The following is a 21,977-nucleotide window of genomic DNA, read 5'->3' as shown; positions in this document are numbered from 1 at the left end:
AAAAACTAATATACAATTTTGAAGAGAATCTCCAGCCTATTTGGCTACAAAAGGGATCCTTGCAACTTTATAATTCAGCGCACTGGTGGTACCGCTGGTTACATCAATGGTAACCCCTGTTATTTTCCCTGAAAGTTCTGAGGCCAGAAATACAGCTACATTGGCAATATCATTGATCATGGGCAGCTTTTTGAGCATGGTATCCTCTTCCAGTTTTTTGATGAAACCTGCAACCTCAGGCCCTCCGCTGGCAAGGGCATCAATAAATGGTTTTGAATCGGGTGATCCGGCCGATCGGATGTTTACCACACGCACGCCATGGGGCCCAAGCTCCGAAGCCAGGTCCCTGGAAAAACCTTCAAGGGCACAGCAGGCAGGGCCAAAGCCCCCTACCAATGGGTAGGCTGTACCGCCCGGGGTTGCGGTAAGCGAAAGGATCACACCAGACCTTTGTTTCATCATTACCCTGGCAGCAGCTGTAGTGGTTAAAAAATGGGTTTCCATAGCAATGTTGATGGGGCGGGTGAAATCGTCCAGCGACATGTCTACGAGGGGGATGTCTTGGGTATCCTGGGTGTTGATGAGATTGAAGGAGAGGTCTACGCTCCCGGCCGTGCTGGCCACATACCAGATATGATCATTAACCGCTGTTGGATCAAGGGCATTCACTTCTGCCACCTCCGCACTTCCACCACGTGAGCGGATCTCATCTGCCACCTTTTGAACCGAAGCCAGCCGGTGGCCGGTAAGAAATACACGTGCCCCCGCAGCAGCCAGCGCGCGCGAAACTGCCCCACCCAATGATCCCCCTGCTCCATAAATTACTGCATTTTTATTTTGAAGTATCATATGTAATTGATTGTTATACCTTGCAAATTTAGCTGCAAAGCCAATTGGGCATGCTGTATTAACCTGACAAATTAGAGGGGTATTCGCGACAACTTAAAGGCCGGGCAAGCCCGGCCTAATACATTTACTTCAGGAGTTTATCCAGTTGTTTCCTCAGTTCTGGATCGGACGGTCTTTTGGCATCCCCGGAAATGATTTTTCCTTCGGGATCTATCAGGATAAATCTTGGAATTCCACTGATGTTGAACTGTTTTACAAAATCGGCTTTAAAGTCTTTATCGGAGATCAATTGTATCCCTCCCAGCTGGTGCTTTTTTACATAGTCTACCCATTTGCTGTGGTCGGTCATTTTGTCGACCGACAAGCTCACAAAATAGATGTTCTTGTGATGAAGTTCCTGTTCGAGCTTTCTTAGAAAAGGAATTTCGGCCTTACAGGGCGAACACCAGGTTGCCCACACATCAATATACACATATTTACCGCGCAGGCTTTTTAAGGAAACCATTTTACCGTCGGCATCTGCATAGGTAAAATCGGGAGCGGGACCTTTACTGTTCATTTTTTTGTAGTTTGCATAAATCTGCTCCACCTCTTCAAGGTAGGCAGCATTACCTGGCAATGCCTTGAAGTTTTTGTAGGCCGCTTCTATAACAGCATTATCTTTTACCGCTTTTATAATTGCAATAGTTGCTTTGCTGCTGAGATGGCTTCTGATAAACGAATTACTGATCTCCCGGTCAATGATCTTAACTTTCATTACTCCATTTGCTCCCGGTTTTGAGTTGATAGCTGCTTTGTATTTTGTTTCCTCCAGGTACATCAGGTAATTATCCAGCCATTGCCTGTAGGCTGCAGAACGTTTAAATAACGCCTCTTCGTTTACTGATGCACCAACATTGGCCATATTGCTAAGGTATTTTTTATCTTTTTCATTCAGTTGCTTTACATAAGCATTTTTCTGGGCAGAATCGATCTGGGCATCTGTATATTTTTTAGTTTCCAGCAGATCGTGAAAGCGCTTTACCCCCATGGAATCCAGCCCATAAAACTCCAGATACCAGCTGATCACATTCCTTGCAGAAAAATCTGCATCCTTAATCATCAGCGCTTTCAATCCAGCATCTTTTTCGCTGGCATATTGACTACTCAGGTCCGCCTTATAGGCATTAACCTTTTCCAGAAATTCATTGGATGGCATTACATACAAACTGTACAGGTATCTCCCACCTGCCCTGGGGATGTGTTTTGCAAGCAACACATCTTTATTTTTAAGCAGGTCGTCCTTCAGTTCGGTTTTACCGGTTTGGGCATAGCAGCTGCCGCCCAGCAGCAGCAGGACATAAAATATTGTTTTCATGAGTTTGGATCTGGTTAAACTTAATTGAGTTCCATCTTTGGATTGAAATTCCGGACCCTGACAGGGATCTGCAAGGTATAGTCCTGGCTATGCGCCCTGAGTGTAGCCAGCAATGCACCTGTCTTTCTGTTGATCCTTTGGACATCAGACATGCGATTGTCCTTGTCTAAGCGTTTCATATCCATCCACCTTAGGTCGCCAAAAGCCAGTTCTCTTCTGCGCTCTGCCAGTACTGCTGCCAGGGCCGATTCGGAATCAGCTGCCGTTAAAGGTTGATAAGCGCTGCTTTTAATCCTTACAATCCGGATTTTGTTCAGCATTTCCATCGCTTTCGTCAATTGGTTTGTCCGGGCTGCCGTCTCGGCCAGGTTCAGGTAAAGTTCCGGGAAAGTAATGCCAAAATTCCCCCATCCCCGGGCAACAGACCTGTAAAGGCCCTTGTTGTTTGTTCCGGAAAATAAAGTGTAACGCAGATCATTGGCGTTAAAATATCCTTTCAGGTTGTCTGAGTACAGCATAAAGTTGGGCAGATTAAACTCCTCGCTTGCCCGCTGCCACAGGATCTCCGGGTTGAGGTCTGTTACAGGCAGATCGTCTTTACTGGCGAGTGTGTTGTAATTGATGAGCTGATGCTCCGCCTTTAAAGCTTCTTCTGAATAGCTGGCAGCTTTGGGATAATCGCCCATATACAAATAAACCCTGGCCAGAAAGCCTTGGGCGCAAGCACGGGTACTCCGGTAACGGTTCAGGTTATTTAAAGGCAGGTATTCCACCGCACGCTCAGCATTGTTAATGATGGTATCCAGTGTAGACTGGAGCCTTGAGCGTTGAGGAGCAACTTCGGTCACATCATTGGAAGTGATCAGAGGTAGTCCGGGATCAGTACCAGCAGTTGCGGGGTCGTAAGCTTTTGCAAAAGCTGTAAGTAAAGTAAAATAGGCATCGGCCCGGATCAATAAGGCCTCGCCCAGTACTTCCTTCTTCTTTTGTATGGTACCTTCTTTGGCGTTCATCACATGCTTAACAATCACATTTGCGTCGTAAATGACACGGTACAGTTGCCCCCATATGGCAGGACTGACCTGGTCGTTCACATCTACTTCCCTGCGCCAGAAAAACATATTGGCCTGAACGCTGCGGTCTATCGGACTATAATCCTCATAATAGTCATCCGTACAGTAGAGCAATGCTGAAGGAAAAGTCCGCGTCATGGTGAACGAGTTCAGTATATTTTCATAGTCGCTCAGCTTTTCGGGAATGATCACTCCTTTTGGTTTTACCTCCAAAAAATCCTTGCAGGAAGGCAGGAAAAATAACATCGATAAAACAAATATGCAGACCTGTATTTCTTTTTTTTGTAATGATTTCATCTGAATGAGCTTAAAAGTTAGCTGAAAATGTTAAACTGTAGAACGATTGCTGGGGCAGGATCCTTATACCCGTCCTCCGGTTAATTGATTCCGGATCAATGTCATTCCCGCTAAAGGTATATTTAAAAGGATTTTGGGCCTGGAAGCGCAGCTGTACATTGTTCAGGCCTACCCGCTTTAGCAGCTTGTCCTTAAGATTGTAAGTTAGGATAACATCTCTTAGCCTGATGTAATCGGCCTTCCTTACAAACTGATCGGCATAGGTAAAGCCGTCCCTTGCTGCATAGCTGAAATCGCCGGGCGTACCATATACCGGAAAGCCCGGAACATTTGTACGGGCTTCATCGCCTTTCTGTTTCCAGTAAACCGAAGCACCCTTTAAAGGGTACCCTATATTTGCATCGTTTGGATCGGCCTGCTGCACGCGCATGATGTGCCCTCCATAATACATAAAAAGAAAAGACAAATCAAAAGGCCCGGCAGAAAACTGATTGTTCAATCCTATTACATATTTAGGTGTTGTTGTTCCGCTATACACCAGATCGTCGAAACCTACATCATCAATCACCCCCTCAGTGTTCAGTATTTTAATATTGCCTTTCCTGTCGTACACCCCAGGTTGACCCAGTTCATTTAAACCGGCATACCTGTAGCTGAAAACCGCATTCATGGCGTAGTCTTTTTGCAGATCGGTTCCTGTCACAATATCGTACGACAGGGTTTTGTCTTTAGGCTGAACCTCCAGCACTTTATTTTGGTTAAATGCGGCTGTAAGTGCTGTACGCCAGCTAAAGTGGGTGCCTTTCACATTCAGGCTATTGATCATCAGCTCAAGACCTTTGTTTTCAATCGAGGCTGTATTTGCACTGTATTGATTAAAGCCGAGTGTAGGATCCGCAGACATGATACCGAATACATCCTTCGTCTTCTTATAATAAAGATCAACCGTACCTGAAACCCTATTGTCCAGCAGCCCATAATCCAAACCTAAATTATAGTTATAGGTGGTTTCCCAGCGAATGGATTGGTTTTCGGGCGAGAGCACATCATACATCAGCAATGCGCTATTGAACATCGTGTTCAGTCTGGAATTTAACAGCAGAAATGGTCCGTTAAAGCTGCTGGGCACATTTCCGTTAAAGCCAACGGCAGCCCTTAACTGTAAGCTGTTTACCCAGTTCAGTGGTTTCATAAATTCTTCTTCGCCCAATACCCAGTTTAACCCGGCCGACCATAATGGTTTGTTCTTGTATTTGGGATCTACACCAAACAGGTTAGACTGGTCTATACGCAAGCTTCCGCTGGCCACATACCTGCGGTCGTACACATACGTTGCCTGACCATAAAGAGACCGGAACCTGCGGTCGCTGTATGCTTCGCTGAAATAATTGGCCTGACTGAACCTGGAACCATAATTACCAAGTTCGGGAAAAGCCGGGCTAACTGTAGAGTTCAGCACCTGGAAATTAACCGGTTTATTGATGAGCGATTGCCCGTCATATCCAAAAAAGGTTGTTTTGTAGGAATCGGATTGGGTTTTACGTTGCTCTACCCCCAGGATACCTGAAATGTTGTGCTTCCTGTTTTCAGTGTAATAGTTTATATTGAATTGTCCGCGCAATGTATAAGACACGTTTCTTAAGGTTTGTTTGGTTAAAATATCACCCTGTGGCAGGTCTGTAAACAGAGGGGTACCTTTTGTGGGGTCTTTTCTTACTTTTGAATTGACCAGGTAGCGCACACTGTAGGCCTGTTCTGTCTTTAACTGATCGGTTACCCCCTGCTCATTTTCGTATGCTCCACCAAGGTCGAGGTTTAACCAGCTGGTAATTTTACTGTTGAGCCGGCCCTGCACCCTGAACGAGTTTAAGGAACTTTTGTTTGTGTTGGCAAACAGTTCTCCATAGGGATAATAACGCTGATCATACAGTCCGAGCGCTTTAGCCCGGTTGTTGTAAGTTTCATTAATGGCATAAAAGGTTTCCTTTAACTCGCCAAAGGTTGCGGGCAGTGCGTTTCCGTTTTCATCAATTAAACGTTCGTAAGGGAGCAGATCGGCATAAGGCGCAGTTTTGCCTGTTTTGATCTGATTGTTGGTATAAATGCCCCTGAAGTCGAATGCAAAAGTTTTACTGAACTGGTAGGTATTCGCTACATTTAGCACTACCCGTTTGTGATCAGCGCCTACCTCCTGAGGTCGTTCAGCAATATAGTTTAGTCCCAGCAAATAGGTTCCTTTCTCATTTCCGCCACCCACGTCAAAATTGATGTTCTCTACCTGTCGTTTCCGGTAGAAGAGATTTTCATAGTCTGAAAGATTGTTGTATGATGCCAGAGCGGCCAGTTTTTCATTGGCCTGCTGCTCGGTGATCAGCTGCTCATCGCGGTCAAACAAGATCACTCTTGCGGGGTCTATAGGATTGTATTCGTTGTAAAGATCCCGGCTATCATAACCAGATTTAACTATGGCCTTATGCAATTCAATCAGCTCCGCAGAGCCGATATAATTCATATATCCAAAATCCGGTTGCTGTTCCAGGCCCAGGGTAGTCCTGAAATTAAATACAGGCCTGCCGGCTTTATCGGATTTACCACGTCGTGTTTCCACCACAATAACTCCATTGGAAGCCTGAACACCGTAAATTGATGCTGCAGCAGCATCCCTTAGCACACTAACGGATACGATCTCGTTGGGGTTAATTGTACTCAGGTCAATTTCTGTTGGAAAACCATCAACCACAATTAATGGTCTTTTTACGGCATCAAATGTACTTACCCCACGAATGGAGATATCGCCGGAAGCACTGTTATAAATTAAGCCCGGCACCTTTCCTTCCAGGCTTTCCAGAAAATTTCCTGTTACGGCCACGCGTTGCTGGTAATCCTTCTGATCAATGCCTGAGGCCGCCCCGGTTAACTGGTCTTTTTTTATTTTCTGATAACCGGTACTTATGACCCCCACTTCTTCAAGCCGGGCATTTTCGGCTTCAATGGTAATGTTCATTACAGGTTTCACAGGGACTTCAATGGTTTTGTAGCCCAGGTAAGAAATCACCAGTATTGCCTTTTCATCCAGTCCTTTGAAAGAAAAGCCCCCGTCTTCAGCAGTTATCATCAGCTTATTTCCGTCTTTAACCCTCACGGTAGCTCCGGCCAACGGCTTTCCGCTTTCGTCGCGAACTTTTCCGCTCACATCCATTCGTTGCAGGTAGCTTTTGATGACATCGAGCAGGGACGCTTCTTTCCGGGCTATGATAACTGCCTTGTTTTTTATCACATACACAATATCCTGTTTTTCGAATATTTTTTCCAGCACTTCATTTAAAGGTAGGTTTCGGGCCTCTATACTTACCGGCCTTGCCAGGCTCAGGCTCTCGTTGGAGTAAAAGAAGTCGTACCCCGTTTGGTTGCTGAGTTGGTTGAAGATCTGCAGCAAAGGGGCATTCTTTTCCGATAAAGTTACCTTCTGAGCAAGGCTTTTGGCACTTACCTGTATCAGCATGGTGGTCATTATGATGACGGTTAACCTCATAATACGCATTATTTGACCCCTCCAACAGGTTTTAGGCCTATGGCGGGTTAGATCATAAAAATTCATAAATTTGTTTAGTTTGGGTTTGTTGTTAAAATTGTTAGTTGCAGTTTTTCAGATGATACCCGGATATTTAAACCGGGGGCGGCTCAAGGCCCCTGGTTTTTAACCTTAATGGGATCATCTTCGGTGTGTAAGTTTTATTGCACGATGATCCTCCTTTCTTCTATTTTAAAATGAATTTTCTTTGTAGACTGCAGCATTTCCAGTACTTCTGCCAGTGTTTTAGACCTGCTGATCTTACCACCAAAAGCCTCCTTGCCAGGGTCGCCCCTGTATACGATTTCCACATCGTACCAACGCGAAAGTTTGCGCATAATAGCGGGAACAGATTCATTCTTAAACCTGAAATAGCCCTCCTTCCAGGCAATGGCCATATCAGTATCTGCAGGACTTACCCGCAATGCTGAACCGCTTAGCACCGATTGCTGCCCTGGCCGTAGATTTACCATGTTGCCCGGTAAGGAACTTACCTGTACTGCCCCCTCAAGCAAAGTAGTGGTAGTAACCAATTCGTCTTTATAGCTGTTGACATTAAAATGCGTACCCAATACCTTTACCTCCTGTCCGCCTGTAGCTACAACAAATGGTTTAGTCATTTTTGCTACCTCAAAATAAGCCTCTCCGCTTAACACTATCCTTCTTTTCTGCCCATTGAACCTGGAAGGGAACCGGATTTCTGATGCCGAATTAAGCCAGACACGGGTCCCATCCGGAAGGCTAACCTGATAGGTTCCACCTTTAGGTGTTGCCGCTGTTATGACTTCAGATCCCGAACTCAGTACCTTGGTTCCAAGCACGGTACCATCTTTATACCTCAAACCAGCAGCATCAACAACAATCCCGCTTTTAGCCCCGTTCAACTCCAGTACCTCTCCACTGGCCAATGTAAGTGTTGCACTATTTTTACCCGGTCCGATATTATTGGCATAAAGGTCTTTCCGGAGGTTACTTTCCTGTTTATAGCTGGAATAGTAAAACCATAGGCCAGCACAAAGAACGACAACAGCTGCCGCCGCGGCCACACTTACCCAAAGCCGGCCTTTTCCCACGGCACCTGAAATACTGTTCAGTTCCTTTTTGATTTCGGCAAGGTCGTTCAAAGCGGCTTTATCATCCAGAGGCCTTTTTTCCAGCAGGGAAAAATCAAGCTGCCAGCTTTCCACCATAGCTTGTTCTTCGGCATTTGCCTCGCCGTCCAGATACTTCTGTAAAAGCACTTTTCCTTTATCTTCCTGTTGCATGTGTTTAGCTATGACCTGATCTGACACGGTCACTTAAAGGTATTAGAGACACAACTAAGACTTAGAGGGTATAAGGTTCAGAAAAAAAATGCAAATAAATTATATCCTTTTATTTTTCAGCCCATAAAAAAATAAATCAACAGGTAAAAACCCAGACGGCTCCTTAAGATTTTCAAGGCTTTCTTGATGTGTGTACGAACAGTGTGTTCAGAAAGGTTTAGACGTTCTGCTATCTCCGTATGACTCAGGTGCGAATTCCGGCTCAGTTCAAATACTTCCCGCATTTTAGAGGGCAGTGTGGCAATTTCTTTTTCTATAATTGCTCTGAGCTGATTTTCCCTTAAACGGTGATCGGTAATGCTCTCTCCTTTATCCGCATAATCTGCCAGTGACGCCGCATATGCTGCAAAACGTTTATCCTGGCTAATTTTGCGTAAGATGCCGTTCCGTACAGAAACGTAAAGATATCCGGATAAATTTTCGTTGAGCACCAAAGCCTCACGCCTGGTCCACAAAACGGTAAAAAGCTCTTGTATGACATCCTTTACAGCCTCCTTCTCCTGAAGCCAGCGATAGGCATAGCGGTGCAGCAACAATTTGTAACGGTCATAGATTTCGGTAAAAGCAGCCTGATCACTTTTTTTTAAAAGCTCAAGCAGTTCCTGATCAGTATATGCCTCATAAGCAATCATTGTCTAAGCTTTCCCCCGTTAATGTTACCGGATCCTGGTTCCAATGTTAATGAATATTGTTGGATTATTGTATCACTCCCTACAGAAACAAGGGATTAAATTAGGCAAGGTTAAAACACAACAAAATGTTAAACAAAATGTTAAACAAAATATAACAAAAAATAACATTTTTTAACATACAAAAAAGTAATATTGCAATGCCTTAGCGCAAACACACCATAAACCATAATCCTATAAACTATGCTAAAAAAACAGCTTTTATTTGTCTTCATGTCCTGCGCTTTCGGATACCAGGCTTCCTACGGCCAATCTAAGCCCGAATGGCATGCCCATCGCGGTTTCAGGGGATTAATGCCAGAAAGCACTATTGCAGCTATGAAAAATGCAGTAGACCTGAAAGCCGATGTGCTGGAATTCGACATCACCTTCACCAAAGACAAAAAGGCGGCCATCTCTCATGACCCTTTTCTGGACCACCTGATTACCTTAGACAAGAACGGTAAAGAAATCGACCCTCAGAAAAAACTGGCCATTTACCAGATGAACTATAAGCAAGTTAAAAGCTACGACGTAGGATCCAAGCAGCATAAGGACTTTCCGCAGCAAAAAAACTTTAAAGCGCATATTCCTTTGCTTGCTGAACTTTTGGATTCAGTAGAGGCTTATGTTAAACTGAAAAACTACCCAAAGCCTACTTATAACATCGAAACCAAAACATCGAAAGCCAGGGATGGGATTTACCAGCCTGCTCCTGAAGAATTTGTAAAACGGATGATGAAGGTAATTTACAGGGCCGGCGTGCAGGACCGGGTAATCATACAGTCCTTTGACCCCAGGACACTGGAAATCGTACGAAGGGATCATCCCAAAGTTGCGGTTATGCTGATTACCGTAAAGGGCAGTCTTGCCGATAACATGAAAAAGCTGACTTTTCTTCCCGATTACTATGCGCCTTCTCCAAATTTAATCAATAAAGAGGTGGTTGATTTCTGTAATCAAAACGGCATCAAGCTGCTGTGCGGTAATACCAATAGCAAACAGGATATCGCGAAGGTACTGAAACTTGGTGTGACAAGGGTGTGCAGCGACTACCCTTATCAGCCCTGATTCGTTTTATCAAATAATATTTGCTAAACCGAATGGTTATACATACCTTTACATAACCATTCGGTTATATTTAAATAAACATACAATGATAGCACGCAGGGATGTATTTCAGGCCATTGCAGATCCAACCAGAAGGGCAATTATAGGATTGCTGGCGCATCAGACCCTAACGTTGAGCACCATTGCCGAAAATTTCGAAATCAGTCAGCCCGCCGTTTCAAAGCACATGCGCATACTGACAGAATGCGGATTGGTTGTTATGGAAAAACAGGGCAGGGAAAGTCATTGCCGGGCCAGTCTGCACGCCCTTGAAGAGGTTGCACGATGGGCAGAGCAGTATAGAATATTCTGGAACAACAGACTGGATGCCCTGGAGAATTTATTGAACGAAGACGAATAGTCATTTAATCTAAAACAATTATGAACACAAAGAAATCACCCGCTGTGAAAGCACAAATGCTGATCAGGAAACCGGTCTCTACTGTTTTTGAAGCTTTTATTGACCCTGCCATCACCAAAAACTTTTGGTTTACCAGGGGAAGTGGAAAACTGGAAGAAGGTAAAACCATTACCTGGGAATGGGAGATGTACAATATTTCAAGTCAGGTATTTGTAAAAGAGATCTTAGCAGATAAAAAGATATCCGTTCAGTGGGACCAGTACCAGACCACTGTTGATTTTGAATTTAAACCACTAGGCGACACCACCTATGTGACGATTACACAATATGGCTTCCAGACTTCAGGAGATGAGCTGCTTGCGGAGATCAATGGGGCCAGCGGCGGTTTTACAACCGTACTTGACGGATTAAAGGCTTACCTTGAACATGGCATCAACCTGAACCTGATTGCCGATAAATTTCCAAAGGGGGTCACAGACCATTAATAAATTAAGCAAATCAAAAAAGTAAATGATATGAACAATTATGGAAAACTGATAGCGCCGGGCGTTATTCGCTTTGAGCGCAACTTACCGGGCCCTATTGAAAGGGTGTGGGCTTACCTTACCGAATCAGAAAAACGGGGCAAATGGCTCGCAAAAGGAGAAATGGAACTTTTTGAAGGCGGCAAGGTTGACCTTTGTTTCGTACACAGTGAACTTAGTCCTTTACCGGATGCGATACCTGAAAAATATAAGGACATGGATCCCTGTCATCGGCAAACAGACACCATGCTGAAGGTAGAGGCACCACATTTATTGGCCTTCACCTGGGGCAGTTCCTCGGCGGTTACTTTTGAGCTGAGCGAAGCGGAAGACAACAGGGTAACCCTGATCATCACACACCGTAACCTCAGCAATGCAACGGAGCAGATCAGCACTGCAAGCGGATGGCATAACCACCTGGAAATTTTACTGGCCAATCTGGAAGGCACAACACCACAGCCTTTTTGGAAAAGGCATACCGAACTGGAAGATGCCTATTCCAAATTGCTGCCTGCTTAAAATTAAAACAGGTTATCGAGTAAAGTATCGTTAACGAGATGTGGCAGGGTAATATTTAAATCCGGAGTCCTGTCCATTTCTCTTTCAATAGCGAACCTGGCTTCCTTGTTACGGGCCCAGCTTCGCCTGGCAATGCCGTTGTTTACATCAAAAAACAACATATTCTTTAGTTTCCCGGCAGCGGCATCTGTGCCATCCAATACCATTCCGAAGCCTCCGTTAATGACTTCACCCCAGCCAACGCCACCACCGTTATGGATAGACACCCAGCTTGCGCCCCTAAAGCTATCGCCAATTACATTATGAATGGCCATATCAGCAGTAAAGCGGCTGCCATCGTAGATGTTGCTGGTTTCCCTGAAAGGAGAATCTGTTCCGCTGACATCATGATGATCGCGCCCAAGCACAACCGGAGCAGACAAACGGCCTGAAGCTACAGCTGCATTGAAGCGGGCAGCGATCTTTGCCCGGCCTTCGGCATCGGCATACAATATGCGGGCTTGTGACCCCACCACAAGCTTGTTTTTGGCAGCTTCTTTTATCCAGGTGATGTTGTCCTGCAACTGCTGCTGGATTTCAGATGGGGCATCACCGGCAATCTCCTGCATTACCTCACAGGCCAGCTGATCTGTGGTTTCCAGATCTTCAGGATTACCGGAAGCACAAACCCATCTGAATGGTCCAAAACCATAATCAAAACACATCGGGCCCAGAATGTCTTCTACATAAGAAGGGTACTTAAAATCTATCCCGTTGGCAGCCATCACTTCTGCCCCTGCCCTGCTGCATTCCAGCAGAAAAGCATTGCCATAATCAAAGAAATAAGTCCCTTTTGCAGCATGTTTGTTTACTGCATTGGCATGGCGCACCAGCGATTTTTTCACATTATCCTTAAAACGAGCCGGTTCGGCAGCAATCATCCGGTTGGCTTCTTCATAGCTCAGACCAACAGGGTAATAACCACCAGACCAGGGGTTATGCAGTGAGGTCTGGTCGGATCCGATTTCCACAAAAATGTTTTCTGTATCAAAACGTTCCCAAACGTCGACCACATTGCCGATATAGGCCAGAGATACCACCTCTTTACCTGCCTGTGCTTTTTTCACTCTTGTTACCAACGCCTGCAGGTCTTCGATCAGTTCATCTACCCAGCCCTGCTGATGCCTTTTACGCGCTGCTGAAGGGTTCACTTCTGCACATATGGTTACACAACCGGTAATGTTTCCTGCCTTTGGCTGAGCACCGCTCATCCCTCCCAATCCGGCCGTAAGAAAAATCCGGCCTGCCGGACTTTCATCCGGCTGCAGTTTTTTACGAAAGGCATTCATCAGGGTGATGGTTGTGCCATGTACAATACCTTGCGGACCTATATACATATAGGAACCTGCGGTCATTTGCCCGTACTGCGTTACACCCAATGCACTGTATTTTTCCAGATCATCCGGTGAAGAATAATTGGGTATCATCATCCCATTGGTAACCACCACGCGCGGAGCCGCAGCTGAAGAAGGGAACAAACCCTGCGGATGCCCGCTGTACATGTTTAAAGTCTGCTCGTCCGTCATTCTGGCCAGGTATTGCATGGTGAGCAGGTATTGTGCCCAGTTCTGGAACACCCCGCCATTGCCACCATAAGTAATCAGCTCATGCGGATGTTGTGCCACAGCAGGATCCAGGTTGTTCTGGATCATCAGCATGATACAGCCTGCGTGCAGGCTCTGAAAAGGATATTCCTGCAAAGGCCGTGCATGCATGGCGTAATCGGGCCTGAAACGGTACATATAGATACGTCCGTAGGTTTGCAATTCTTCCAGGAACTCAACTGCAAGTTCGGCATGCCATTCCTCTGGGAAATAACGCAGGGCGTTACGCAGGCTTAGCTTTTTTTCTTCCTTACTCAAGCTATCCTTACGTACAGGGGCATGACTTACACTGGTATCCGGGGCTTTTTTTTCTGGTAACTGCCGGGGTATGCCCTGCAGGATCTGCGCTTTAAAATTCATGGCTTAGAAATTTTCGAACGTGGAATGGAAAGTTGTTTGGGGAATCGATTCTTTGGCAGCAACAGCGTTGGCCAGTTGTACAATGGCGCCCGACTGTACCATATCAATGGTAGCCTGCATCATTTCATACATGATCTGGTCTTCTTCCAGGTGCGCTACTTTTGAACGTACCAGCTGGTGGACCGCTTCTATCACAAAGCCCGATTTCAGTGGTGCATGATAATCCATGGCCTGTGCTGCACAGAACAATTCTATACCCAATATTTTTTCTACATTTTCAATCACCTGCAAAGCTTTCCGGCCGCTGATGGATCCCATGCTCACGTGGTCTTCCTGCCCCAGCGAAGTAGGGATGCTGTCGGCGCTGGCCGGAAAACAAAGTCCTTTGTTCTCACTTGCCAGTGCAGCTGAAGTATATTGCAGGATCATAAATCCTGAATTTATTCCCGTTTCTTTCATCAGCAGTTTAGGGACACCTTCTGTATTGCCTTCCAGTGAAAGATAGACCCTGCGGTCGGAGATGTTGCCGATCTCAGATGCCGCAAGACAAGCATAATCCAGTGGCATGGCAATGGGCTGTCCATGAAAATTCCCACCACTGATGGTCAGGTCTTCACTAAAAATAATGGGGTTGTCGGTTACCGAATTGATCTCTGTTTCCAGTGTTTCCTTAAGGTGCAACCAGGCATTGCGTGAGGCCCCATGTACCTGCGGTACACAGCGCAGGGAATAAGGGTCTTGCACTTTTGCACAATTCTGGTGTGAGTTTACAATTTCAGAACCGGCCAGCAATCCTCGTATATTGGCTGCAACGTGCTGGTTCCCTTTATAAGGCCTTAGCTGGTGCAGCCCTTCGTCGAATGGCTTTGCGGAACCCAATAAGCCTTCCAGCATCATTGCAGCTGTGATATCGGCCGTTGCCAGCACATTGTGAAAACGTGCCACAACCTTTACGGCATGTGCGGCAATAAACTGCGTGCCATTAATGAGGGCAAGACCTTCCTTTGCGCCTAAAGCAATGGGCTGAAGGCCATGTATATTTAAAAGCTCTCTGGTGGGGATGATTTCTCCTTTGTAATGCAATTTCCCAAGGCCAATCAAAGGCAAAAAGAGGTGCGATAAAGGCGCCAGATCACCAGACGCCCCTACAGAGCCCTGCTTAGGCACCACTGGTATGGCCCCTGCTTCCAGGTGCCAGATCATGCGGTCGAGTGTGATTTCCTGAATGCCCGAATAGCCTTTGGCCAGGGCCTGCAGTTTTAGAACCAGCATTAACCTGGAAATCTCCTCATCGATGGGCTCTCCTACACCTACGGCATGACTTTTCAGGATATTCTCCTGTAATTTCCGGGTATCTTCTGCCGAGATCATAGTGGTACAAAGCGGGCCAAAACCGGTATTCACCCCATATACTGCTTTATCGGCCTGCGCAATCTTTTCTACTATTGCACTGCTTTCATTTATCTTTTGACGGGTTTCGGTGTTCAAAATTCCCTTTAGCATGCCTTTGGCAATGGCCAATGCCTTACCAGCAGTAAGAAAGTCCGATCCGTAGTTAAAAATCTGATTCACACTCATATTAAAAATCGTTTACACAAAGATAATCTCTACCTTTGATACTTATAAATACCAATTACATCATCAATCAATAACCATGGGTTATCAAATAGAACTGAGGCACCTGAAATATTTCCAGGTACTGGCAGAGGAACTCAAGTTTAGAAAAGCTGCCGAAAGGCTGTTCATTTCCCAGCCAGGGCTGAGCAGGCAGATCATGCAGATGGAAGAAATATTTAATGTGGCGCTGTTTGACCGCAGCAAGAAAAAAGTAGAGCTTACCACCGCCGGGATCTACCTTAAAGATGAGGTAGATTTTATCTTCAACCACCTGGAAACCATCAAACGACAGCTGGACAATATCGGACAGGGAAAGGAAACAGAGTTAAGGATAGGCTTTCTGGGCTCTGCTGCACAGAAAATTGTCCCGGAACTGGTACTGAACCTAAACCGTGAATACCCAGGGGTGCAAACGATACTGGATGAAATGCCCAATAAAATGCAGATTGAACTGCTGGAAAAGGACAAACTCGACCTGGGTTTTGTACGGCTTCACCGGCTCCCAGAAGGCATTTCCCGGCACCTTGTACACCAGGATACCTTTTCACTGGTATTGCCCAAAGATCATCCGGTAAGCGAAGACAATTTTAAAGGCATCCGGGAATTCAGCAATGAGGCCTTTATATTTTTTTCCAGCGAGGACAGCCCCTTTTACCACGACCTGATCACCAGTATTTGTGAAGACAGTGGTTTCCGGCCAAAGGTTTTCCACCGCTCGGTAAACGCACTGACCATTTTTAAACTGGTGGAAGAAGGACTTGGGCTGGCCATAGTTCCTACTTCCCTGCAGTTTGGCTATAACCTCAATGTGAAGTTTATTGAACTGAAAGATATTCCCCAGCGAACAGAACTTTATGTAGCCTGGAAGGAATCGAACAGAAATCCGGCCTTAAAAAATGTGATCGGTTTATTGCTCCGTACATAGCGGCTATTCTTTCAGTAAATCCGGGATGTTGAAGTAAAAAGTAGTTCCAAACCCTACAGCGCTTTCTACCCATAAGGCACCCCCATGTTTGGAAACGAAATCGTAGCAAAGGCTAAGCCCCAATCCGGTGCCTTTTTCGCCCAGTGTGCCGAAGGTGGTGTAATTGGAATTTTTATTGAACAATTCCCCTATTTTATCCTCCGGGATCCCCTGTCCGTTGTCTTTTACAGAAAACAGCAGACCATTCTCATTGCCCGAAACTTTAATGATGACCATGCCGCCGATGTGGGTAAATTTAACGGCATTGGACAATAGGTTACGAATTATCGTCTCCAGCATTCCGGTATCGGCATGGAGCAACATTTCGCCTTTTAACGAAGCAACTATATCAATGTTTTTCTTTTGCGCGGCAGGCATTACTGTCTGAATGCACTTTTCTATCAAACCCGGCAGGTCTTTGATTTCCACCGGATTGAAACTAACTGCATTAAACTGCGATTTTGCCCAGGTAAGCAGGTCTTCCAGCAATGCGTTGGCATTGCTCAGTTCAGTCCGCATCATGGAGAGGTAACTGTGTACCTCATCCGCCGAGCTGGATTCGAAATCGGTCAGTGTCATATCCAGCAATTGCAGGCTTCCTGATATGGGGTTCCTGAGGTCGTGCCCGATAATGGAAAAAAGCTTGTTCTTCTGCTCGTTCGATGCAGTGAGTTCCGTATTCAATGCCTGAAGTGCATTTTCATGAAACTTCCGCGTGGTCACATCCCGCATACTTCCTTCCGTACCTGTAATTACACCGTTTTCAATGATGAGCCTGGCATTTACTGAAGCGTACCTTAATTCGTCGTCCCTGGTTTTAAGACGGACCTCAAAATCAATAACAGCCCCGTTAAGGCGCAATTGTTCAACAATACGTTCTCTGTCCTGCGTATAGTAGTAAAAAAGATCTACTGGCTTACCAATGATCTCATTGCGCGTATACCCCGAGTGCTGGGCTATAGAAGGGCTGATTTCAGTAACGATACCTTCCTGACTGGTCTGATAAAATACGTCCTGCACATTTTCAAAAATGGTACGGTATTTTTTTTCACTCAGCACCAGGTCATTTTCAATCTCTTTTCTTTTGGTAATGTCCTCAATCTGTGAAACATAATGCAGAGGTACCCCAGAGCTGTCGTAAAGCATGGTAGCGGCAATAATTACCCAGATCGGCGCACCATTTTTGTGCAGGTATCGTTTTTCATATTTGACTTCCTCAATCTCGCCCCGCGCCAGGTCGTCCAGTACCGCCATACTGCCTTTTACATCGTCTGGATGCGTGATGTCTTTTACATTCATCGCCATCATTTCTTCTTCTGTATAGCCCAGTATCTGGCATAAACTTTTGTTTACGCGCTTCCACCTTCCTTGTGGGCTAATGAGTGCCATGCCAATTAAAGAATGTTCAAAGGCCTGCTTAAACTGGGCTTCGCTCTGGTGCAGCTCTTCTTCCAGCTTAACCCTTTTGGTTACATTGAAAGCAACTGCCCCAACCATTTTTCCTTCCACATCATGAAAGGGAAATTTATAGGTTTTATAGTACTGCAGGCGGCCCTTCATGTCCCTGACGGTTTGATGAAATTCTTTGTTCTCACCAGATTGCAGCACATCTTTGTTATTGCTTTTGGCATTGCGGCCTATATCTTCACCAAAAATATCTTCCAGTTTTTTACCGATCACTTCGGCAGACAGGTGGAGGGTATCAAAAAAACACTTGTTCGCAAAGCGCAAAATATTGTTTTCATCGGCAATCCAGCATAAACCTGGCAGTTCATCCATAAAGGAATAAAACCTTTTTTCATTCATAATGAAATTATCGCTGCCGGCATTATTGGTGATGTCGAAGATCACACCATCCAGTTCTTCGGCAGATTTTAAAAGATAGTTGTGCAATATATCCTGATCACCTTCCAGGGAATGGTTTTTCAACAGGTCAACAATCGACATTATCCTGGTCAATGGCGAGCGGATCTTATGCGAATGCAACCATGATATATCCCTTAATTTTTTATTCTGTGCTTCAATTGCTTTAACATAATTCCTGTTTTCAGTAATGTCCCGTTGAATAGAGATCCAATGGGTTACCGCCCCCGTATTGTCCGAGACCGGGCAAATGTTAATGCTTACGTCATAGGCACTACCTTCTTTAGTGTAATTAATGAGTTCTACGTTGCAGGCCTCCTTGTTTTTTATTGAAGTTTCAATCTTCTTTAGTCCCTCTTGTATCAGATTATGTCCATGAAATATATTCGGGCTCTTGCCAATCAGTTCTTCCCTGCTATAGCCCGACATCCTGACCAGTGCGGCGTTCACATAAACGATATTTGGTCCTGGATTAACTTTAGCATCGGTAATCAGCACACCATCAGTAGTGTTAATCACTACTGATTCCAACAATTTCGACCAGTGTTCTTCCTCAATTTGTGTCTTGTTATGTGCTTGTTTCATTCGTACTCCTAAATTTCGCTTCTTGTTTAACGAAATGTAGTATTATTAAAATTAAAAACACACAATAAGCTTTATTGATTTAATAAACTTACTTCCAGCGCCGGTGCGACCATAACCAGTAGGCCGGACCTGAAGAAATGCTTTGTTCCAGTTTGCGGGAAAAAGCTGCTGTAATTTCATGGTCACGGGTTTGTTTTGGGGCATCGGTGATGAGTGAAAAATCTACTTTCCAGCGGTTGTTCCCCGTAGGCCTCATGTCTATATACACCACTACGGCATCGGTTGCTACCGCCAGCTTTTCTGCACCGTTAAACATCAGCGTATCCTGATTTAAGAACTTTAGTTCACATTTTGCGTTTTTTCCCGGAAACTGATCGGCAATAAACAAAGAGAACTGGGGTTTTTCCTGTGGTTTCAAAAGCTGTCTTAATGCATACTGAGCTGGGATTAACCGCACACCAAAACGCGTCCTGATCCTTTGCACAAGCTTACCCATAACCGGATTGGACAAAGGCTTGTATATGGCATTGACCTGAAAGGGCAGATGCATTGGGAGTATATTCAAACATTCCCAATTGCCATAGTGCCCCAGCACCGCAATAACATTTCTTTTCTGTGCGTAATAGTCTTCTAAAAATGCTGAGTTTGAAAAGCTGACCCGCTTCATCTGCTGCCCGCTTCTGATGGAAAAAGACCGGACTACTTCTACAATCATCGCTGCCAGATGCAGGTAATATTCCCTGGCCAGTTGTTTAACCTCTTTATAATCTTTTTGCGGCAGCGATCTTGAAATATTCTGAAGTACAACAGGATAGCGGTAACGGAACACATAATAGGTCAGAAAGAACATCATGCGCCCAATGAGCAGATTAGAGATAAAATAAGGCAACATGCTGAGGAGATAGACAGGGGGATAAACCACAGCATAGCATAAATTCTGGAGGTGACTTTTTCTGATCATAAAAAACGTATTTAGCTTATGACAACCAGAATTGGGTTTACCCCTATTTGATTTTTGTTCATTGTTACAGAGAGATTTAGATATGAGCGCGAATGTAATAAACATTTGTAATACACAGGTTAACCAAGGTTAATTTTTAACTTTACACAAAAGAGCAAGTCTATGAAACTTTCCATCTATCAGGTAGATGCCTTTACAGATCGTGTATTTACAGGAAACCCTGCGGCAGTATGCCCATTGGCAGAATGGTTTGCAGATGAAATACTATTGAAGATAGCAGCAGAAAACAACTTGTCTGAAACAGCTTTTTATGTGCCCAAAGGCGATGGTTTTGAAATACGTTGGTTTACACCAACTGCAGAAGTTGACCTTTGCGGACACGCAACGCTTGCCACGGCTTACGTGCTGCGTCATTGTAAAAATTATCAGCGGGAGGCGATCAATTTCTATTCCCCGAGAAGTGGCAGCTTACCTGTAACCGTTCAGCAGGACAAATTTGTACTGAATTTTCCGGCAGATGAATTTACAGCAGTAGAAATGAGCGATGAACTTTTAGCGGCCACAGACAAAAAACCTGTTGCGGCTTTCAAAGGCAAAACCGATTACATGTTGGTATTCAGCGAACAGGGAGACATTGAAACCATAAAGCCCAATTTGCCGCTGATCTCCGGATTGAAAGCAAGGGGAATTATGGTAACGGCAAAGGGCAAAAATCACGATTTTGTGTCCCGCTTTTTTGGCCCCGCCGTTGGTGTAAATGAAGACCCTGTTACAGGCTCTGCACATACTACGCTTGCACCTTACTGGGCTAATCAATTAAATAAAACCGAACTAAGTGCTTTCCAGCTGTCTGAACGCGGCGGAGAATTGCATTGCCGTGTATTAAACCGCAGGGTAGAAATAGCTGGCAAAGCCGTACTCTATATGAAAGGAGAGATTTTCATCTGATCGAACACTACTTGCTCACTATGTAACTTCCGGCAACAATACCTGTGGATCTTACAAACCTGTTCCAGGAATTGATCTGCGCTATTGCAACGGTGAGATTCGCAATCTCGGCTTTGGTAAAGTACTTTAGCATTTCCTCATGAACCGGGTCAATTTCTGCCGTTTCCTCCATCCGGGTCAGCAGCTCTGCAAATTCCAGTAAGGCGCGTTCCTGCGGACTGTAATAAGGTGCTTCCCTCCAGGCCGAAACAGAGATCAGCCGTTGTACGGTCTCACCTGCATGCAAAGCTTCTTTAGCATGCATATCCAGACAATAGGCGCAGCCATTGATCTGTGAAACGCGGACACGCATCAGGTCCAGCAAAAGCGGGTCGAAACCACATTGATCGATGTAATCCTGAACGCCACGCATTGCGGCCATTAAACCTTGGGGAACATCGCTGTTTTTAATTCTTTCCATATGATTTTTCTTTTATTGTCTTAATGACTGCAAAGCCTTTTCATATGTGACAGCTCAATTCATTTAATTCAGATTTTTTAATTTGTCGGGGTTTCTGATGATATAAGCCTGGCTGATCCGGCCCTCCTGAAAAGTAAAGGTAACACATTTGATCAGCTGCCCTGCCGAGAAATAAAGCAATGCCGGCTGCCCGTTAGCCCAGCCCTGCCTCACCAGTGCCTGTTCGTTAAATTTCCTGTATAGGCCAAGTAAAAGGGCTGCAACAGATTTTTTGCCATACACCGGTTTTACAGCCGCCCTTGCTTTTCCACCACCATCAGATACCGACACCACATCTTCATTTAACAGGGCCTCCAGCTGCTCCATACTGCCCGATTGCAGCACATGAAGGTATTTGTTTAAAAAAGCCTCCGGAACCGTATTTCCCGTATGCAAACCAGGTGCTCCGATACTTTTCTTTGCACGTGTAAGCAATTGCCGTGACAGGTCGGGCTTAATGGCCAAAACTTCGGCAATTTCAGTATGTTCGTAATCAAATGCCTCTTTAAGAATAAATACCGCTCTTTGCCTTGGGTTAAGTTTCTCCAACAATACCATCAGCGAGTACGACAGCAGTTCTTTTCGGTTAATCCCGGCATCGGCCTTTTCAGCAGCCACAGGCTCAGGCAGCCACTCTCCCGGATAATCCAGCACCAGCCTGTGCAGTTTTTTCTTCTGATCAATGGCGCGATTAATCACCATCCGGATCAGATAGGCCTTTACGTTATCAATGTGCTGCTGGTCTACATCCAGGAATTTCAGCAATACATCCTGTACTACGTCTTCTGCATCGGCTACAGAACCGCAAATGTTATAGGCATAAGCTTTTAAGGTCGGTGTTAAGTCACCAATCAGTTCAGCATTCATCAATTCTCCGTTCAGT

Annotated in this window: 18 protein-coding genes; 6 read left to right on the top strand and 12 right to left on the bottom strand. The window is 45.1% G+C overall.

What is annotated here, in order from left to right; all coding sequences use genetic code 11:
• Window positions 1–36 precede the first annotated feature (36 nt).
• The 6 genes from ABIE26_RS01675 to ABIE26_RS01650 all read right to left on the bottom strand — a co-directional run bounded on the left by ABIE26_RS01675 (window position 37) and on the right by ABIE26_RS01650 (window position 9,104).
• The gene (locus ABIE26_RS01675; protein ID WP_310140778.1) at window positions 37–849 is read right to left on the bottom strand and encodes an SDR family NAD(P)-dependent oxidoreductase; all 813 of its coding nucleotides are present in this window, start codon (window positions 847–849) and stop codon (window positions 37–39) included.
• Between the two features lie 124 nt (window positions 850–973).
• Complete coding sequence (locus ABIE26_RS01670; RefSeq protein WP_310140781.1) at window positions 974–2,206, bottom strand: TlpA family protein disulfide reductase; 1,233 nt, start codon at window positions 2,204–2,206, stop codon at window positions 974–976.
• A gap of 20 nt (window positions 2,207–2,226) precedes the next feature.
• Complete coding sequence (locus tag ABIE26_RS01665; RefSeq protein WP_310140784.1) at window positions 2,227–3,576, bottom strand: RagB/SusD family nutrient uptake outer membrane protein; 1,350 nt, start codon at window positions 3,574–3,576, stop codon at window positions 2,227–2,229.
• A gap of 10 nt (window positions 3,577–3,586) precedes the next feature.
• Window positions 3,587–7,108, bottom strand: a complete 3,522-nt coding sequence (locus ABIE26_RS01660; protein ID WP_310140788.1) for a SusC/RagA family TonB-linked outer membrane protein — start codon at window positions 7,106–7,108, stop codon at window positions 3,587–3,589.
• Window positions 7,109–7,308: 200 nt separating this feature from the next.
• A complete protein-coding gene (locus ABIE26_RS01655; protein ID WP_310140791.1) occupies window positions 7,309–8,412 on the bottom strand; it encodes a FecR family protein in 1,104 nt (367 codons plus the stop codon).
• A 116-nt stretch (window positions 8,413–8,528) separates the two neighbouring features.
• Window positions 8,529–9,104, bottom strand: coding sequence for an RNA polymerase sigma factor (locus tag ABIE26_RS01650; protein WP_310140793.1), 576 nt, complete (start codon window positions 9,102–9,104; stop codon window positions 8,529–8,531).
• 240 nt (window positions 9,105–9,344) lie between these two features.
• Between ABIE26_RS01650 and ABIE26_RS01645 the strand changes: the two genes are divergently transcribed.
• The 4 genes from ABIE26_RS01645 (at window position 9,345) to ABIE26_RS01630 (ending at window position 11,654) form a co-directional block, all read left to right on the top strand.
• Window positions 9,345–10,211, top strand: a complete 867-nt coding sequence (locus ABIE26_RS01645; protein ID WP_310140796.1) for a glycerophosphodiester phosphodiesterase — start codon at window positions 9,345–9,347, stop codon at window positions 10,209–10,211.
• 85 nt (window positions 10,212–10,296) lie between these two features.
• Window positions 10,297–10,611: an ArsR/SmtB family transcription factor gene (locus ABIE26_RS01640; RefSeq protein ID WP_310140798.1), complete on the top strand. Its 315-nt coding sequence runs from the start codon at window positions 10,297–10,299 to the stop codon at window positions 10,609–10,611.
• 20 nt (window positions 10,612–10,631) lie between these two features.
• Window positions 10,632–11,096, top strand: coding sequence for an SRPBCC family protein (locus ABIE26_RS01635; protein ID WP_310140800.1), 465 nt, complete (start codon window positions 10,632–10,634; stop codon window positions 11,094–11,096).
• Window positions 11,097–11,126: 30 nt separating this feature from the next.
• Window positions 11,127–11,654, top strand: a complete 528-nt coding sequence (locus ABIE26_RS01630; RefSeq protein WP_310140802.1) for an SRPBCC family protein — start codon at window positions 11,127–11,129, stop codon at window positions 11,652–11,654.
• Between the two features lie 2 nt (window positions 11,655–11,656).
• Here ABIE26_RS01630 and ABIE26_RS01625 read toward each other — a convergent pair whose 3' ends face one another.
• Together ABIE26_RS01625 and hutH are read right to left on the bottom strand one after the other, a co-directional pair.
• The gene (locus ABIE26_RS01625; RefSeq protein WP_310140805.1) at window positions 11,657–13,657 is read right to left on the bottom strand and encodes a urocanate hydratase; all 2,001 of its coding nucleotides are present in this window, start codon (window positions 13,655–13,657) and stop codon (window positions 11,657–11,659) included.
• 3 nt (window positions 13,658–13,660) lie between these two features.
• Complete coding sequence (gene hutH, locus ABIE26_RS01620) at window positions 13,661–15,235, bottom strand: histidine ammonia-lyase (RefSeq protein ID WP_310140808.1); 1,575 nt, start codon at window positions 15,233–15,235, stop codon at window positions 13,661–13,663.
• A gap of 76 nt (window positions 15,236–15,311) precedes the next feature.
• On the opposite strand from hutH, the gene ABIE26_RS01615 reads away from it, so the two are divergent.
• Window positions 15,312–16,199: a LysR substrate-binding domain-containing protein gene (locus ABIE26_RS01615; RefSeq protein WP_310140809.1), complete on the top strand. Its 888-nt coding sequence runs from the start codon at window positions 15,312–15,314 to the stop codon at window positions 16,197–16,199.
• A gap of 3 nt (window positions 16,200–16,202) precedes the next feature.
• On the opposite strand, the gene ABIE26_RS01610 is transcribed toward ABIE26_RS01615, so the two are convergent.
• Both ABIE26_RS01610 and ABIE26_RS01605 read right to left on the bottom strand, forming a co-directional pair.
• The gene (locus ABIE26_RS01610; protein ID WP_310140811.1) at window positions 16,203–18,686 is read right to left on the bottom strand and encodes a PAS domain S-box protein; all 2,484 of its coding nucleotides are present in this window, start codon (window positions 18,684–18,686) and stop codon (window positions 16,203–16,205) included.
• A gap of 88 nt (window positions 18,687–18,774) precedes the next feature.
• Window positions 18,775–19,647, bottom strand: a complete 873-nt coding sequence (locus tag ABIE26_RS01605; RefSeq protein WP_310140813.1) for a lysophospholipid acyltransferase family protein — start codon at window positions 19,645–19,647, stop codon at window positions 18,775–18,777.
• A 162-nt stretch (window positions 19,648–19,809) separates the two neighbouring features.
• Here ABIE26_RS01605 and ABIE26_RS01600 point away from each other — a divergent pair, with 162 nt between their 5' ends.
• Complete coding sequence (locus ABIE26_RS01600) at window positions 19,810–20,595, top strand: PhzF family phenazine biosynthesis protein (protein WP_310140815.1); 786 nt, start codon at window positions 19,810–19,812, stop codon at window positions 20,593–20,595.
• A gap of 7 nt (window positions 20,596–20,602) precedes the next feature.
• On the opposite strand, the gene ABIE26_RS01595 is transcribed toward ABIE26_RS01600, so the two are convergent.
• The gene (locus tag ABIE26_RS01595) at window positions 20,603–21,055 is read right to left on the bottom strand and encodes a carboxymuconolactone decarboxylase family protein (RefSeq protein WP_310140818.1); all 453 of its coding nucleotides are present in this window, start codon (window positions 21,053–21,055) and stop codon (window positions 20,603–20,605) included.
• 63 nt (window positions 21,056–21,118) lie between these two features.
• Window positions 21,119–21,961: a sigma-70 family RNA polymerase sigma factor gene (locus ABIE26_RS01590; protein ID WP_310140820.1), complete on the bottom strand. Its 843-nt coding sequence runs from the start codon at window positions 21,959–21,961 to the stop codon at window positions 21,119–21,121.
• Window positions 21,962–21,977: the final 16 nt, after the last annotated feature.

This window comes from Pedobacter africanus (assembly GCF_040548825.1).
Taxonomy (GTDB): Bacteria; Bacteroidota; Bacteroidia; order Sphingobacteriales; family Sphingobacteriaceae; genus Pedobacter; species Pedobacter africanus_A.
This window is presented reverse-complemented; position numbering and strand designations above follow the sequence as displayed.